General features: G+C 39.1%; 20 protein-coding genes. 4 read left to right on the forward strand and 16 right to left on the reverse strand.

Features of this window, described 5'->3' with window-relative positions:
- Window positions 1-183: 183 nt before the first annotated feature.
- The 8 genes from LFX25_RS20375 to LFX25_RS20410 form a co-directional block, all read right to left on the reverse strand.
- Window positions 184-597 carry an AlbA family DNA-binding domain-containing protein gene (locus LFX25_RS20375; RefSeq protein WP_238732092.1) on the reverse strand — a complete coding sequence of 138 codons (414 nt, stop codon included), beginning with the start codon at window positions 595-597 and terminating at the stop codon, window positions 184-186.
- A gap of 18 nt (window positions 598-615) precedes the next feature.
- The gene (locus LFX25_RS20380) at window positions 616-1,257 is read right to left on the reverse strand and encodes a hypothetical protein (protein WP_238732093.1); all 642 of its coding nucleotides are present in this window, start codon (window positions 1,255-1,257) and stop codon (window positions 616-618) included.
- A gap of 900 nt (window positions 1,258-2,157) precedes the next feature.
- Window positions 2,158-2,496: a hypothetical protein gene (locus tag LFX25_RS20385; protein ID WP_135779606.1), complete on the reverse strand. Its 339-nt coding sequence runs from the start codon at window positions 2,494-2,496 to the stop codon at window positions 2,158-2,160.
- Window positions 2,493-3,173, reverse strand: coding sequence for a hypothetical protein (locus LFX25_RS20390; protein WP_238732094.1), 681 nt, complete (start codon window positions 3,171-3,173; stop codon window positions 2,493-2,495). Before LFX25_RS20390 ends, LFX25_RS20385 begins: the two co-directional genes overlap by 4 nt.
- 37 nt (window positions 3,174-3,210) lie before the next feature.
- Window positions 3,211-3,498 carry a hypothetical protein gene (locus LFX25_RS20395; RefSeq protein WP_238732095.1) on the reverse strand — a complete coding sequence of 96 codons (288 nt, stop codon included), beginning with the start codon at window positions 3,496-3,498 and terminating at the stop codon, window positions 3,211-3,213.
- 243 nt (window positions 3,499-3,741) lie between these two features.
- Window positions 3,742-4,680, reverse strand: coding sequence for a hypothetical protein (locus LFX25_RS20400; RefSeq protein ID WP_238732096.1), 939 nt, complete (start codon window positions 4,678-4,680; stop codon window positions 3,742-3,744).
- 80 nt (window positions 4,681-4,760) lie between these two features.
- A complete protein-coding gene (locus tag LFX25_RS20405; protein WP_238732097.1) occupies window positions 4,761-5,216 on the reverse strand; it encodes a hypothetical protein in 456 nt (151 codons plus the stop codon).
- Window position 5,217: 1 nt separating this feature from the next.
- Entirely contained in the window at window positions 5,218-5,520 is a 303-nt protein-coding gene (locus tag LFX25_RS20410) for a hypothetical protein (RefSeq protein ID WP_238732098.1), read from the reverse strand.
- A 146-nt stretch (window positions 5,521-5,666) separates the two neighbouring features.
- Between LFX25_RS20410 and LFX25_RS20415 the strand changes: the two genes are divergently transcribed.
- A complete protein-coding gene (locus LFX25_RS20415; protein WP_238732099.1) occupies window positions 5,667-7,295 on the forward strand; it encodes a phage portal protein in 1,629 nt (542 codons plus the stop codon).
- Here the strand turns inward: LFX25_RS20415 and LFX25_RS20420 are convergent.
- Genes LFX25_RS20420 through LFX25_RS20435 form a run of 4 tightly spaced genes read right to left on the reverse strand, consistent with a single transcriptional unit; the run spans window position 7,292 to window position 11,694 of the window.
- Window positions 7,292-8,440: a hypothetical protein gene (locus LFX25_RS20420; protein WP_238732100.1), complete on the reverse strand. Its 1,149-nt coding sequence runs from the start codon at window positions 8,438-8,440 to the stop codon at window positions 7,292-7,294. The two genes, LFX25_RS20415 and LFX25_RS20420, sit on opposite strands and share 4 nt — an antisense overlap.
- 5 nt (window positions 8,441-8,445) lie before the next feature.
- On the reverse strand, window positions 8,446-9,810 hold the full coding sequence (locus LFX25_RS20425; RefSeq protein WP_238732101.1) for a hypothetical protein: 1,365 nt from the start codon (window positions 9,808-9,810) through the stop codon (window positions 8,446-8,448).
- Window positions 9,807-11,303, reverse strand: a complete 1,497-nt coding sequence (locus LFX25_RS20430) for a hypothetical protein (RefSeq protein ID WP_238732102.1) — start codon at window positions 11,301-11,303, stop codon at window positions 9,807-9,809. The genes LFX25_RS20425 and LFX25_RS20430 overlap by 4 nt, the downstream gene beginning before the upstream one ends.
- A gap of 1 nt (window position 11,304) precedes the next feature.
- A complete protein-coding gene (locus LFX25_RS20435) occupies window positions 11,305-11,694 on the reverse strand; it encodes a hypothetical protein (RefSeq protein ID WP_238732159.1) in 390 nt (129 codons plus the stop codon).
- A 197-nt stretch (window positions 11,695-11,891) separates the two neighbouring features.
- On the opposite strand from LFX25_RS20435, the gene LFX25_RS20440 reads away from it, so the two are divergent.
- Complete coding sequence (locus LFX25_RS20440) at window positions 11,892-12,521, forward strand: LBL_2463 family protein (protein WP_238732103.1); 630 nt, start codon at window positions 11,892-11,894, stop codon at window positions 12,519-12,521.
- A 20-nt stretch (window positions 12,522-12,541) separates the two neighbouring features.
- Window positions 12,542-13,444, forward strand: coding sequence for an LIC10906 family membrane protein (locus tag LFX25_RS20445; RefSeq protein WP_238732104.1), 903 nt, complete (start codon window positions 12,542-12,544; stop codon window positions 13,442-13,444).
- Between the two features lie 5 nt (window positions 13,445-13,449).
- Here the strand turns inward: LFX25_RS20445 and LFX25_RS20450 are convergent, their stop codons facing one another.
- A complete protein-coding gene (locus LFX25_RS20450) occupies window positions 13,450-13,869 on the reverse strand; it encodes a helix-turn-helix domain-containing protein (RefSeq protein WP_238732105.1) in 420 nt (139 codons plus the stop codon).
- 116 nt (window positions 13,870-13,985) lie between these two features.
- Here LFX25_RS20450 and LFX25_RS20455 point away from each other — a divergent pair, with 116 nt between their 5' ends.
- Window positions 13,986-14,384 (forward strand): hypothetical protein, encoded by a 399-nt coding sequence (locus tag LFX25_RS20455; protein WP_238732106.1) that lies wholly within the window; start codon window positions 13,986-13,988, stop codon window positions 14,382-14,384.
- A gap of 694 nt (window positions 14,385-15,078) precedes the next feature.
- Here the strand turns inward: LFX25_RS20455 and LFX25_RS20460 are convergent.
- From LFX25_RS20460 to LFX25_RS20470, 3 genes are all read right to left on the reverse strand, one after another.
- Window positions 15,079-15,378: a hypothetical protein gene (locus LFX25_RS20460; protein ID WP_238732107.1), complete on the reverse strand. Its 300-nt coding sequence runs from the start codon at window positions 15,376-15,378 to the stop codon at window positions 15,079-15,081.
- Between the two features lie 378 nt (window positions 15,379-15,756).
- On the reverse strand, window positions 15,757-16,080 hold the full coding sequence (locus tag LFX25_RS20465) for a hypothetical protein (RefSeq protein ID WP_118966451.1): 324 nt from the start codon (window positions 16,078-16,080) through the stop codon (window positions 15,757-15,759).
- Between the two features lie 111 nt (window positions 16,081-16,191).
- Window positions 16,192-16,470 carry a hypothetical protein gene (locus LFX25_RS20470; protein WP_238732109.1) on the reverse strand — a complete coding sequence of 93 codons (279 nt, stop codon included), beginning with the start codon at window positions 16,468-16,470 and terminating at the stop codon, window positions 16,192-16,194.
- Window positions 16,471-16,481: the final 11 nt, after the last annotated feature.

Raw genomic sequence — 16,481 nt, forward strand, 5'->3', positions numbered from 1 at the left:
TTTCATCTGATCGATAGTAGGAACAGTTCTAATTGAGTTCACTTCAAAACAAAGAGGATTATATATACACTCACTATCATAGTCTCCAAGATTCAATTCGATTGAAGGTGGTTTTAAAATTTCGTTCTTGGAAATTCCATATTGCATAACTTCTTCCGGAGTCGCTATATCAGTACTGGAACCTCACCTTATATACACCCTGAGCCTTTCTAAACTCCCATAATCTTTAATGATGTAAAAAGGAGGTTCTTGATGTGGAATCTCAATAATTCCTACACGAAGGCCGTTATATTCAAAAGTATAATATAGAAATTTTAAAGGTTTATTGATTTTCGAATTTATAAATTGTTGAATATCGGAATCATCCAAGGTTTCATCAATACCAACTACTTCCTTGGGAAATCCTTCTGAATCATTTACACCTATAAGAATATATGCAGTACCATTAGCCGTAGAATTAGATAATGCCAATATATCTTTTAATAACTCTGATTTCACATAGGGAACAGCATTGACAAAAACATACTGCTGTGATTTAAAATCCAATAATTCGCTTTCTGGCTTATTCAGTAAAGTCTCAAAAGTATCCTTATCCACATACCAGCCTTTAAGAATTCATGATTTACTATCAATGAGTTCTAACACTTTCGATAAAAAACGATCCTTATCTAAATGATTCTTCAAATCAAAATAATCCCTTAAATCGTCTCCATGATTATTTTCGAAACGATGCAATGAATCAAAGATTATCGATGGAAAAAGAGCAAGTGACTGTAAACCCGCGGGAGTCATCGGACTAGACGTTCTCGAAAGAATCTCAGAAAGAATTTTAAAACCAAAAAAATGCAAAAGCGGATTTTTATAAAATAAACTCTGGCTTACATTTTGAGAGTCGATCGAAAGAGACGGGTTTACGCCTGTCCTTTGCAATACTCCCATTCGATTACAAAAATAATATTCGAGAGATATAATTTTTGAAAATTTAATATTATCAGTGAGGAAGTAAAAGGATCTATAGAAAAGTACAGTATGCCAATATTTTTTAAAAGCTTCGCCTAATTTACGTTCTGTGTCCCTCAAGTCGATATAAGAATCGAAATCAGATACCAATTTATTATTAGTATCTAACCAAGCATCAATTAACTTAAAATTTATTTTCGCTCTTTCAAAAGCCAATAAATCTAAATCGTTTTTAAGTGATCCTGTATCTTTTATGAATGTGTTGATTCTTTCTCTTGCTAATTGATATTGATTCAATCCCGCGCCCTCTGTATACGTTTCAGAAGAGCCTCGGGTGAAAGACCATGTTGATTGAAATCATTCATTAGATCATTCACTTTATCTAATGCTTTTAGAACAATGTACGGGTCATATACTTCTGAATGATTTAACTCAGAATAGTTGACGGTTTCAATTCCTTCCCTAATGGCTTTGTCGATCTCTTCTTCAGTTTGTTTTAGGTCTCTAGAGCGCATAAGTAATAGGTTAGATTCCTTTCTAAATTATCGTTAAAATTCGATTAAAGAAAAGAATTTTATGTATTTTTTACAAGACTAATGCAATACATTTAGGATTCAAGCAAAAATGAACCTTAGTAAAGTCCCGCAGAATGACCCAAAACGGCATTTTGACATATTTTACTGGAGTATGCGATTATTTCATATTTTATCAAAACAGGATGTTTTAAATAGAATCGATATGGTGCCAGAAAGATGATTACACTTTTGACGGACATTTTTTAACCAAAAACGAGAAGACAGAATTCCTTAGCCGTGGATTTGGAAGTAATACTTAGCGCAATAAAAAACCAACACAATAAGCCCAACAAATATCCAGCCGATCCGCCCGAGCCAACTAAAAACAACAGTTTTGTAATACCTCCATCGGAGGTCTGAATACGATTTTTCCAAATCCGTATACGCCTCTTTCATTCCCGAAAACTCACTTTTTAGAGAATCCAAAGAAGAAAGTTCGGATTCGTAAAACTCGATCCTACGATTTTCCTCAACAGTTCTATTCTCTTTTGCTTTAAGCGCGTTTAACGACTTCGTTTTTTCCTGAATCACAGTATCTAGCTTCTTTTCGAATCGCTCAAACTTAGAAACCGTCGAGCATTGAACCACGATAATCAATATGAGAAAAGGAAATACCCTCATATCAGTGTCCTCCCCTCGCCTTCGAGATAAAGTCCCCGACAGCTTTCAAAATCTCCCCTGTTTTGAACCAGCTCATGAGCGTAATCCCGGATCCAAAAAAGAGTCCGTACACGCTTATCCCGCCGAATCCTTCGGAAAGTTTCGCATTCGGGTAGTGGTGAAGTGTTATGATTCCGAGGATAAGAAAGAAAAGACCTAAGAAAAATGCCTGATTCGTAGGTCGTAAAAGACTCTTCTCGACGACAAAAGAGTTTTGAAGTTCCGCTTCGAGTTTCTTTGCTTCTTCGGATTGTGGATCAAGTTTTAAAATTTCGTGTGCTTTGAGTTTTGTTTTACTCAAGGCCGCCCTTCTAAGATATTTTTTGCTGAATCCTGGTTGTAGAATGCGTAACAAAATCCTTTGTACATAGGGTTTCGCTTCTTCTCTACTTTCTCCGCTCCCTGAAAAACTGAAATGAGTTCAAGCCACTCCGGTTCTTCCCAGGTTGCGCGGGTAACTGTACAACCCAGTGAACTCGCGCCCACGTAATCTTTTTTCATTCCTTGTGCGTGGATATTGAACCCCCTGAAATCGCAAAAGAGAGGATCTTTTTCGTTCCAGATATGATCCGAGTTTGCGTCTCTTCGAAAACAAAATTTGGATGCTTGGTTAAAAGCTAAGTGGTGCTTGTGAGATCCGATCTTAACAAGAACTAAGCCCTCCTCTACTCTTGCTTCTCCTCCTTCCACCCCGTATTTCTCTAAAGTTTCCTTCGAAACTTTCCCAGGGTCCAAGGTGACAACACGACTTCCCCAAGACTTGCCACCGGGATAGATATTAAAAAGAAGGTCATTGAAGCGATCGGATGCGTCATCGTTTAGAACCACTTCGTTATTCAAAACGGATACACCTCGAACACCGATTAAAGTGTGTTCCTTTTCAAAATTCAAAACCGGATCATTTGGTTTTTTATTTTGATTTGAATAGCGAGCCTTGGTTTCCTCAATCAGAGCATGGACAAATTTTGAATATTCCATGCCCTTAACATGGAACTAATTTTAGTATCGGAGAAGATTAGAGAGGTTTATTCTTACCCACGTCCGAGTAATCGTTTAGATACAATTCTACGCGGCCAGCGTCTGTTTTGGCTCTGTGTTTTTGAAGACGAAGGTAGAGATTGACTGCATCCGGTGAATCGGTCGGGAACTTTACAACCAATCTAATTCCGTTAAATTCTGCAACGTGATCGATGAACTTTTGGAACGCGTTTCCGACGGCACTGCTGATGGTTCCGTAGTGCGCGAACTCAACCTTAATTGATTCAAGAGACTTCTCTTTTGCTAGTCTGTAGAGAGATAACAAATCTTTAAGAAGGAGCTCCGAAGCGGAAAGAGAAAGATTTCGTTCAAGGAAAACGTCAAGTCGCGCAATCTCTTTCACTTTAGAAAAATAAGAACTTTGAACAATCGTTTCCGGTGTTTGGTTCTTTTTCTCGTCTTTTCTAAAAAGCCATTTAACGGCCTGGATAAAAATCAAGAATAGAGTGCTAAGTAAGCCTAGGAAAGTGTGAATTTCTTTTTCTTTTAGGTCAAAATCAGACATACGCTATCCCAAAGCTCCCATAGAGATTCCGGAATACCGGAGTTTTCCACTCTTCCACCACTCTTTCAGTTCATTTGTAAATTGTTTGATTCTCGGGGAAAAAAATGCGTTCTCCGCCGAGAGACTTAGGGTCAAACTCTCCGAAATCACACCTACGTTGGTCGAATAGCTCGAAAGACCTCCGACGATTCCTTCTCCGTATGATGACATTAAACAGATCATAAAATACTTGAGAGACATTTCTTTGAGCTCTCGAGGAACGCGGGAAGCGTGATCGTAACCGGTTGTGTAATCTACCTGAAACGCACCTGGAAGAGTTCCCGATTGATTCATCGCACGGAAGCCTTGAATTCCGGTAATAGGTGGACCCAAACTTCCAAAAGGAGCTCGCGTAAAAACCGCTTGAAGAAGACCCGATCTGTGTTTGATCGTAGCTCTGTCTGTTAGATCTAGGATAGTAGAACCTGAATACGGATACGAAAGAACCCATCGATGAATCCGAGAGATATTTTTGTTTCTGAGTTTCAAAAAGAAGTTCGTTGCTTTCGACGAGTCGTAGTCATAGGTATCATCCCATTCCGCATACGATTCGATTTGTCCGGCAACGGGATCTAAATCAAATCTCCCCTTTTGACCGGCGATCGGCCTACTTCTCCAAAGTCGCGGATATATATCCCATCCGATTTCTTGAGCGAAAGCCCAAACGGTTTGATCGATCCAATTTTTTAATTGGAAGTCTTCGAGCTGTGAACCGCGCGTTGTCATAAGCGGTTCGTTACCATAAAACATGATACGTCGAATCTCGTCCGGGTGAATGAATGTTCCCCAGGAAGGAAGGGGCGAGTTTGCTTTTTCTAACTCGGGATAGATTCGCTGAGAAAGGTCGTGATACTCGTAATCCTCGGCATTTTTGTTAAGGTCGCCACCGTAACCAAAACTCAAAGACCCTCTCGAAATACGAATTGAAGTAAAAACAAAAAGAGCGCGTGTATTCTCACGCGAATAATGTATCTAACTTCTTTTCATCGGAGAAGAGAAGACTTAGCAAACTCAAGGTGTTCTATCGGAAGAGAATATGTTTTCCCGGAAGTAAGCTCACAAACAACGGATTTTCCATCACTCGCTACTTCTTTGACTTTTGCAAGCATACCTCCCACGTTTACCTTTCCTTTTGCGTAAACCCTCATAATCATACCTGCTTTTGGAATTTTAGGGCCAGAGCCGTATGTTTTTCTTTGTTCGCGGATTTCTGTCTCAAAGGTCTTGTGGCGTACTGTCATTTCTTCAATGAGTTTTTTTTCTCTTTCGGAGTGGGTGTTTGTATGCTGGATTCTGTTTCGTTTCTGTTTAGCAACTTCGATTTTTTTCTCACGAGGCGTAAGAACATCGTCGCCGGTCTTAGTGTTCCGATAGGCCATGAAGTCTTTGTTTTTACCATGTACAAGAACCTTCTTTTTTACGACTGAAGAACCAAACATTTTAAAATGACACCCTTGTTGCGTTTATCCAAAAGCCGGATACTTCGGATACACCTGTGAATGAAACTTCAGAGGCGCAAAGTGGAAGAAGAAACTGAAAGTCTCCACTCCCCTTTCGGTCGTAAACAGTCATTTCCGAATCAGCATTATTTCCTTTTACGTGAATGGTCCAGGGTCCGCTTGCATGTATGTGAGTAAGAAAATATTGTCTGTCAGACGAATTTAAGATAGAAGTTCCCGGAACGGTAAACTGGTTTTGAAACTTGAGCCGTTGAAAGTCTCCAAAGGTTAAACTCTTCTTCATACGTCCAAGCTACATTAAGATCTAATTTATCGGTTTAAAGGGAATTGTACTCTCATACCGATTTCCATTTTCTTAAAACCCTATTTTTAACGCGGAAATATTCGGAAAAAATAAACCGATTCAGATTTTAACATTACTGTTTCTAGATGAACAACGCTGGACCTGGAAGACCGCGAGGCAAGGATTACGAAAAAAACCTCGCTAAACGAAATCGAATTGAACAGTCAAAAGAGATTCAGCTAAAAACAAGCAAGGTAAACGAAAAACTAATCAGTCTTGCTAAATCATGGTTCAACCAGGTAAATTCTGCCGAGATCGCCGGACGACAGCCGATTTATACCTATGACCAAACGCAGCAGATGAGGGACGGGATCAATCTTCGTCCTTCCTGGCGCATTCCTATTTCAAACCTACGTAACGCAAGCTACGCCACATCACTTATCTCAGCAATACACACCGTCCGAGTTGAAGATCTTAGCCGATTCGCGCGTATCAGCTCGAAATCCGGTCTTTGGTTTCGGATGGAAGACGAAGACCTTGAGGTCACAGACGAAATTTTACAAAGAATGAAATCCTGCGGTCGCTGGTTCGACAAAATGGGGGATCTGACTCCAGGTTGGGCGAACAGAGATCATCTTGTTTCAGTTTTTGAGATGATGCTTCGCGATACACTTACAATAGATTCAATCGCCTATTATTTAATCTTTAACTCTTTCGGAAAGCTGATCGAGATGAAATATCTTGATCCGGGAACGATCTTCACAGTCGATTCTGCAAAAGGTTACAGAGGCGACAAAAGTATCGCGTTTGTTCAGATCATCGATGACAACGTTGTCGAGACGTTCGGTCCAAACGAAATTCTTTATCTTCACAAAAACCACCTCTCGGACGTAACGATGAGAGGTTTCGGCTTCTCCCCTCTCGAAGCCTGTATGCTCGATCTTGTGGGAGTTATCCGTTCCCTAAAGTTTAACAGAGATACATTTTCAAGACAGCACCCTCCGGGATACCTCTCACTCCAAGGCGACATTTCTCAGGACGGCCTTGAGTCGCTGCAACTTCAATGGCAAGAGATGATTAGCGGTCTCGATGATTCTCACAGAATCCCGATCATCGCGACATCCGCCGGGGAAGTGAAATGGACTCCTCTCAATATCCCGAACGAAATGGTATTTAAGGAGCTTTTGCAGTGGTGCGTTTCTCTCGTACTTATGGGACACGGAATGGACCAAGCCGAATTAGGGTTAAGACTTATCGGCTCTCAATCTTTATCAGAAGCAAATCAGACGGAGAAAAGTAAACTGAGTCTTACACGCGCAAAACTCTCCCTTTTGAATTACTTCGAGTCTGCATTTTCGAAGTTAAAAAGTTTTAGAGAGGATGACTTCGGGGGAATCGTCTGTGAGTTTACAGGTAAAGATCCGGAGGACGAAAAAGACAAGATTCAAAAATACAAAGACGAGGTATCTAACTGGAAGCTACTCGATGAGATACGAATTGAACAAGACGAGCCGACAATTGGTGAAACTCTTTCCGACCTGTATGGTGTTTCCTCCGACGATTACAAACTTGCAGGAGCGGTAATTTTAAATCCTGTTTTCCAACAAAATCTTCAAATGATACGGCAAGAAACAAGTTATTCGGGTTATGTAGAAAATCCTGAAACAGAATACGAAGATCCGGACGAGGATTTGTCCTTTGAAGAAAACGAGGAGAGTAATTTTGATTCACAAGAAGAAGAGAATCCTGAAAAAGATTTGGACCTTGTTTTTTAAAACAGACTTAATTTTGCGATCCCGTTTCGCGCGAATCCTCCGATTTGATTAAAATAACCGATCACCCAAACGGAATCGATGGATGTTTGATACATTTTAGAAATGGAGTAATCAGCTCCTACTCCTCCAATTGGATACCAAGCAAGAACGGAAAGGCTTCCCGAATCAATGGATACGATCGAATAGCGCGTTTGACCTCCAACCGTCGAAAAATATCCGGCAAGATAAAGTGCGGTGTCTTTTTTTGCGATTGTATATATCGTATACCCTGGGTTTCCAGATAACGAAATATTCAAAGGAAGAAGGCTTCCTGTGTTCGAATCTAGAACCGCAAATCCTAAACGACTTTGCGAGGATACGGACGTAAAATCCCCCGCGATGAATAGTTTTGATCCTACCTGCGCTAGATATTCTACAAACGGAGTAGATGAACTGGAACTTGAAAAGGTTGGCGGTGTAAAAGAAGAAACCGATCCTGTATTTGCATCAACCGCCGCAAGACGAGCTTTTGCTTGTCCTCCAATTTGAAGAAACGTTCCACCGATAAAAAGTGTGTTTCCGTCTTCCGAAAGTAAAAGTTTTTTTGGAAACCCGGAAATTGCTCCTCCGCTTGGATACCAAGTCAATGTATTCGCTGTATTCAAATCAAGCGCGGCTAGCCTAGTTCGCGCGACTCCACCAATCGAAGTAAAATGTCCCGCTACATACAGAACATTTCCTTTCTGAGCGAATGAGGTAATAAAAAATGACGGTCCACCTACTCCTCCGGACGGGTACCAGGGAAGTATATTTCCACTCGAAGGATCGATTGCTACGATCCCGCTTCGCGCTTGTCCGTTGAAGTTCGTAAATCCTCCCCCAAGAATGAGGATCGTTCCTGTATAATGAAACGCTAAATAAGTACTACTCCCCCCAAGACCGCCGTTTGTAAAATACGGAAGTATATTCCCCGTTACTACATCAACCGCTGCAATCCCGTTTCGGGGAACTCCACCTATAGAACTAAAATCGCCCGCAACAAAGACTGTGTTCCCTACTTGGATCAAAGCGGAAATTGTAGCTCCGACATTGATCGCGGGAAGTACAAAAGGATGAACGACCGCGTTTTCGTTCTTGCTTTGAAACAGAGCAAAAGGCAAAAACATTTTCTTTATCCCATATTCAAAACGCACGATCCAAATATCAAACTCCCGACCTTTATAAAAGTGTAAAAATCTTTTCGGGAGGGGGCGAGAGCCGGAACAGGAACACTTGCATTCGGCCAAAGAAATGTTCCGCCAGACCAGGAAATTGTATACGAAGAACCGGTAGACTCAACGATCACATTTACGATTTGATTTTCGACAAGATTTGAGAGTGTTAAAGTTGCGTTTCCTCCAGTGATTCGAAATAGATTGGAAGTTGAGCAGTCAAGCGTTCTGTTTCCAGCAGTTAATAGTGGTGTGCTTGGTGACGATTGTCTTATAAAGTCAACGACGGTCTTCATTCCAGGAGCTGCGATCGAGGGAGGTAACGCAACTGAACGAAGTCCACAGTCCGAATTTGAATCATAGATGATTACTTCACCATTTTGTCCCGGTGGTATTGCCGACAAGTCTCCTGCCGAGTTTCTACTTATCAATTCGCCTTTGTAAAGGAGAGTTTTTTCCAACGAGTGAAGATAATCTAAATCGGAACGGATACCTTGAAACAGACTTTGCTGTTGAACGATACTTCCATTTCCAAAAAACGCTGATCCTTTGTTTATAACGCTAAGTGTTGCGAAAGAATCTCCTTTTATTGTGTCTTGACCTACGTTACAAAAACCGGAAATTCCTATAACATTTAGAACGCGGTTATTTAGATTAAATACCGGCCTTGAGTTACTTGTAATTTGTGAATTTTTTAGATTTAAAGTGAGACTATTTGAATAAAATTCAATTCCGTCCGACGTATCGCTATTGTAATCGAGAGAGGAATCTGTAAGTGAAAGCGTATTGTTTCCAGCTTGATCGAAAAAGTGAGAAGAGAATTGCAGATTGAGTCCGATCACTTCAAGCGGAAGCGCACCGATTAAAAAACCAGATGCAAAATTCACATTGAGATACGGATTTTTTCTTTTTTTGGGAAGTAGAATACAATCCGAAAAATCGAAATTGTCGACAGGGATATTGATCGATTGCAAAGAATCGTCAAACTGAATGTATTTTAGACCTTTCGTTTGTGCGATTGCGATTCCTAGACTAACCCAAGTACCAAAGATATTGCTTGAATTTTGCGTCTCACCAGGACGAAAGATAAATACGTTACCCGTATTTTGACTTGGCGGCCATTGACTTTCGGAAAGTACTCCGTTTGAGTCTAATGTTGCAAGTCCGTCATGTGTTCCTTTTTCAGTCTGATTTAATTTCTGACTAAGTATTTCTTGCAAAGAATTCATTGCGCTGACTCGATCATTTCTCTCTTGAGTTACAAGACCTTGAGAATATTCTCTCAAAAGATTATCTTTTAAATAATCGTTTTTAAAACTTTTCACTTATACTCTATCCAAAACCTGACTGGCTTATTCCAAAATTCTGAATCGGTTGCTTGAACGCCGACGTGTCCTTGATCGTCGTGAAACGCTGTCATATTATTTTTTCTAACCCATTGACCTAGGCTATCTTTGATTGAAAAATTTAACCCCGCAATCGAGTTTCCAAGTCCTGTCGAAATAGTACAATGACCTAACGTGTCCGTAACTCCTTCAAACCAGGCTTTCTTTACGAGTGTTCCAGCGGGCATGTGTCCTGATCCGATCTGTTCTGTCCCGATTGTTGCCAAGGTTTGAAAGAAGTTTAAGTCTTTTGTATCGACATACTCTTTCACTGCTCGCGCGGATGGAGCTAAAGAGATCTCAGAGAAGGTCGGCGAATCCGTTAAAAAATTGGAAGAAGGAGATACGTTATTGTACGAGGGATTTGAAAGAAAAAACCAGCCTCCCCTTTCTATTGAATAGGCTAGTTCCCAGTACCCGCCGTCAAGATCGAGTTGCCAGTCCTCTTCAAACCCTTCTATTCTCTGACCGTTTCTTTGAAGCGTGATCGGATTTGTTCCAGCGTGGTTAGAAAGATCCAAAATTCCGATTACGGTGTTATCCTGTGGGTTTTGCGGAAGAGTTATGAGTACGGAATTATTCGCTGTCTCGACCAATACTCTTTCGTACTTATTCGCGGTATATACGGAAGAAATGACTTCCGAATTTTTAAGAGATCCGAAGTTTGTTTTCCAGGTTCCGTCCCCTGAAAGAAATCTTTCTCGATCAGAAATCCCCGGAGCGGGAACTAACCCCTTCGTTCCGGAAAACGTTTCACTTGATCCTATAAAAATTTCATCTGTCGCAAGTGTTCCACTTTTATCCGGTAAAAGAAAACTTCTCGCAGAACTTGCGAGGGACTTTATAGTGCTTACTACGGATCCGCCGGAGACAATTTGAATTCCTGGATTCTGTGCGTCTTCACTAAGTCCCGGAAATCCTAGGGGTGAGTTTTTTTCGTTTCTTCTTTGGTACTGTGGATGATCGTCCCCTACTCCAAGACCTAAAAGCTGCGAGTGCAGTTGTGCGCGGCTTGTTGTCTTTATCCAACGACCCGGAAGAGAAGATGTTAAATCGTTTGGTAGGATAGTTCGACTCGGATCGACTGTGTCCGGCGATACCGCAAAAGATTCCGAATCAAATTGATAAAAGGAAAGTTCATCCTCTACCTCTCGAATTTGCTTATCCTTTCTTTCAATCGAGGGAATAGCTTTTAACTCTATCAAATTTTGAACCGGAGTATTCCAGCTAGAAAGAACATGATCGCGAACCCAGATTAGGTTTATCGCGTCATTCGGGCTTTCAGGTTCGCCGACTTTCAGTCTAGCGAATCCCGTATCATCGGGAAGACGTAATTCTACTCCGGAAGGATCTCCTTTCAAAAGCGGCCCTCCTTTGCCAATCCTTACCTTTGATCCTATCCCGCGAAGAAGATAATCAAAAACAGCGAGCATCTTACCCGAGATATACCTCGACTAAAATTTGATTTGTATCGTAGCTCGTTGCGACCCGAAGAGAATTGATTCCGCCCGTCCAAGCCATGAATCCACCCGGAACAGGGTGGTCCTGCGCGGACCCATTGATCCTTACGACAAGCGGAGCCGGATCACCTTTCTTAACTCCGGCGGCGGTGTCATCTGCTAAATACGATCCTAGGATTACAACATACTTAAACGCGATCCCTGTCGGAATCGGTATGGAAACAAGGTTATCCGATTGTTTGAAGGCTTTGGTGAGTTTTTGTGGTTGTTGTACTTGGTATTCGAATTCAAAGTCTTCAACTTCTCGCTCGATTGCAACGCCTGTTCGTTGGAATAACTGGAATATCGCTCTGTGTATTTCCATCCGAAGAAGTTTGGATGGAATCCGTGTATCGGAGAATAACATAAATTGAGTATTCCCCGCCTTTTAGTTTTACAATTTTCTAATTTAGTATTCTATCATCGTAAAATTTCAATTTCTTTGTTTTACAAAGTTTAATGGTAGCCATTGCAAAATAGAAATTTGTGTTGAATTTGGCATTTATGAGACATAATTCCTCTATGACTACAAAAATCCAAAACCAACATTCACTAGAAATTAAGCAAAGAAGCATACGAAATGGATTTAAATTGCACATCTGGGAAAATGGCGATGATCCAAAGATTTTAAAATCAATTAAAGAATTCGGAAAGGGAATTTATCGGGAAGCCGGATATTCTGAATATAAAACAATTGATTTAGATCGCTGGTCTAGATGGTTTTTTGTAACATACGAAGGAATTCTTCAAGCATCGACCCGAATTGTTTGGAAAACAAAAGAAAATCTGATTCCATTAGAGATCGCAAACAGATACCCCTCTGGTGGACAATATAGAGTTTCGAAATTAAATGTAGCCGATTGGAATTCTGTAACTTTTAAAAAAACAATATTAGGAGCGCAAGGATTTAAGATCGCTGTTCGCGCTGTTGCTAAGTATTGTTTGGAACAAAAATTCAATTTGGTTTACGGAATGATAAATCCAAAATGGGAAGGGCTCTATCGCGTTTACTTTGACAATGGTGCAATTGCCTCAAAAGAATTCAGTGATTATGTATTTTATCCAGGATGTTTTTTAAATGGAGAACGAGCCTTCTTCCAATTAATAGAAATAGGAGAAAAGGCTTTACAAAATATCGCCGCAAAATTGTAATATTTTTGCCGTATCTACAGATGAAATTTTCCATTTTCCTATGTATTGTCTCATCCGTGTTTGTCTTTTTTCTAGGATTTTACGTTTATAGAATCCAAGAAAACAAAAAAATACAAAAAGCCTTTTTTACTCTCTGCTCTTTAATTTCAATTTGGCTACTTGCTTTCTCGGCTAGACATATCGTGAGTATCGAATATAGGCAAATTGCTTTAGATTGGATGCTGATACCACCTGTATTGTTTCCAATTTTATTATATAGAATTATTTCATTGATCGCAGACGAGAACCATAAGTTGAACAAGTTCCAATTTTCATTGAATACAATATTAAGTATTTATTTCGTTACAGCGGCTCTAACTTGTTCATTTTCAAAAATTGAGAACGTTGAGACTTTTTCTTATACATCAACAATACATTATCATTTATTTATGATATACATATTTATTTACGGAATAGTTTCAATTTCTAAACTCACCTACTTGTTAAAAAGAGATTCAGGGAATCAAAGAGTTCGACTAAGCCTTTTGTTAGGTGGAATATTAAACTTACTTCTTTTTGCAGCTGTACTTCTTTACATTTTACCGATGTTTGGGATATTTATCGGTTATTTAGTGTCAGTCGGAGTTTTGGTTTCTGTTACAATTTGGTCGATAGCGATCCTACAATTCGATGCATTTCAAATAAAATATTCAGTCATCGAAGGGAAGAAAGTACCTTTATTTAATCAATTCTCATTGCCTCTCTTTTTGACCGTTTTTAAAATTGTAGATCCGGCAGGCTATAGAATAAATAATTTCCAATATAAACTAAGATTTACTTCAAGTGTGCTTTTTTCAGATCTGACACTACGATCAAAAACTGAACTGGGCTTGAAACAGAGAGCTGAAGTTCTCGCAAGGCGTTATGACCCTTTTATTAAGTGAGCGGGTTATTTTTTTGATAATAAAATTATCATCTTCTCAACCGCTTCTCTGCTCTCTGTTGATAGCTTAATTAATAAATCGATTGATTCTTTCAATTTTGAATCTTTTTCTAACTTCCTAATTAACTTATCATAATCTTCGAATTTTTCTATAAGCTCATTTTTATCTAAATAATCGATTGCTTTAACTGGTCCCTTTCCAGTTAAAATCCAATCCATTTTAAATCCATAAATTGTCTGTATTACAAATAGCATCATCTCCGTCGGTTCCGCAAAATCAGTTTCAATTCTGCTCAAATTTGCCTGTGAAGTAAATATCGAATTTGCAAACTCCTCCTGATTTAACTTTTTCATGCCATCCAAACCGGCAGTACGGATGTAGTGAATTCTTTGTCCAGGTGTATTCAAATTTTCAAACAGCTTCATAAATTATCCGTTATGGATATTTTTTGATTGATTTTTATCCGTTACGGATATTCTTCATTTTACAATGTGCGCACTCTTTTACGTGGCACAGTTAAATAAAATCGAGAGTATGAATTATGCAATCCAAAAGTCAGTCTTTCGGACAGACCCTTCCATACTTCGGATTAGTCAGGGATAAAATTCCCGAACTAGAAGCTATAGAAGAATCTTATCCAAATTTTGAATTAGACTCAATAGAAGGGAATTTCTCTGTCATTGACGGAGAGCCATTGCATGGAGATAAATTGATGAAAGCTTTACAATCCGTTGGCTTAACACGGCCAATTCGAGACATTTATCATAAGTTAAAACGAATCCCTGTCAGTTACTCCACGGTTTACTTCGCTTTCTATAAAGACACCTATAACAAGCGTGTATTCGATTATATCGAAAGCCTGGGAGTTAAACACAATCGTCAACCAAAGAAAAAAGGACGTCCCTCCGATCGGGATCGAACTAAGAATCATCAGATTTGAGGCTATTTGAATGATGCTTGTATATTAAAAAGCACGTTTAAATATCTTTTTATCGTAATCACTATCGGAGTACTTTATGTTTTCGAATTTCAGAAATATAACACCTTCAAATTTAACCGATGAACAGATACGGGAAGTTGAAATAAAATTAAATCGAATATTCACTCCATCCGAGATACACGCCATTCATAACTCTACCTGGCTACGCAAAGCCGTTGAATTTATAAAGAAACGTCAAAATGGAGCTTTAATTTCTTTGCATAATCCTCTATGGCCGCCTGAAATTTAAAAGTTTGAATTTAGCCAATTGATGCGATTGGTTCCATTTTTAAATTTTTCCGAACTCCTTGCGTAGCAGCTTTGCTTAGCTGTCATACAGCCCATAAAGAAAAAGCTCAAAAGCATTGCTACTGCTGTATTCAAATATTTCAAAGACACCAATCTTCCTTATGTATAAAACTATTCATTCCCAAATAATGCGGTTGTATTTAGATTTCCTTCACTTTCACATGGCATTGATAACATTTAAGAATTAGTAAATCTCTTTAATTAGGCATACACCCGACTACAAACTGCAATAGCCCAGAGCAATTTCTATTTATACTTGCGCTTAATTCATCAGCTTTGATTAGAGCCGATTTACGCAATAATCAACTTCATAGTGGGCTGATATTTTAATTATCTATCTTTTTCATTATTTGAAATCCTTTGATTCTGGGGAAAATAGCTTAATAAAAAAGTCACCCTCACATCTTCGCTCCTTTTCAAGCGATTTCTCATTTAATAAATAGTAATATGCGAAATTCAATGACTTGTTTGCTGCATATTGCTCTTCACTTACCTTGTCCTTTCCTGCCTCCGATAGCAACAAGGTTAAGATCATATCCCTTTCAAAAGTAATACTATCTAAATCCTCTCGACAATTTACCCTCTCTGAGTCAGCAATGCAAGAAACCAAAAGCAAAAGAATCAAAGGTAATATTTTTAATTTCATGGGATCATTTTTCCCTAACTATCCTTTCAGAAATTGCGTCCGACGTAGGATTAGAATTGATTCCGTAAATGCTCGGAATATAGCGATTCTCTTCTTTGTTACACTCTTGAAGTCGCTCGTAATAACGATAACAATTAATAAGTAGAAAATTCAAAGTTTCCGCTCGACCCTGAATCATTTCAGCGGTATTATTGGGTAATGGCAACCCCGCAGTTAATTGCAAAAGTTCACAACTGTCTGGACTGGGACCAAATGCCCCGTTTTCCTTTAAATTTTATCTACAAGCATCTCTTTGCGTTCCTATAAAACAGTTCAAGAATGTCAATAAACTTACAACGTGAATTAAATGCTCAATTTTATTAGACATCAAGGCACCAATCATTCTTTACTATATATTGCGGGAAGATATTTCTTCTCCACTTTATTGCACTCTTGAAGTTTTTCGTAATATTGATAACAGTTGAGCATGGATGTCGTCAATAACGCATTTTTTCGTGCATCAAAACTTTCGGGAATCGTTGAGCCTTCGGCAGTCAATGGACTTACAACGACAACAAACTCACAACTGTCATCACTTGGCTCGAACAAGCTTCTTTTTTTCAAATTATTCTTACATGCATCTCTAGCTGATCCAATAGAACAATTTGAAAAAACCAAGTAAATTAAACTTATTACTATCAATTTTACGAAATATACTCTCATATCCATTTCTTTGGTTTCCAAAAATTATTGTAACGAGCCATTGTGGAGAAAGTGTTATCACACTAGAAAAATCTTAACGCTTTAACTCAAAAGCAACGAGATCGAGACTTTCTATTCTTTGCTATACAAAGCAGGTACGTATTGATTCCCTTCCTTTTCGCACTCCTTTACCTTAACATGGTATAATAAGCATCCAATAATAAGATTATTTATTCCATCAGTGTTCGTTCCATCACTGCTCCTTGCAAGTGGTGCTATGTTTAATATTTCACAAAAACTAGCCGAATAATCTCTTTTTAAATCTGATTTGCAAGCATCTTCACGCGTTCCGATCTGGCAATCAATGCTCAGCAAACTCAGTAAAAGCAATGTCAAGATTTTCAGTTTCATAATTCCCATAC

The organism is Leptospira sanjuanensis (assembly GCF_022267325.1).
GTDB classification, from domain to species: Bacteria; Spirochaetota; Leptospiria; order Leptospirales; family Leptospiraceae; genus Leptospira; species Leptospira sanjuanensis.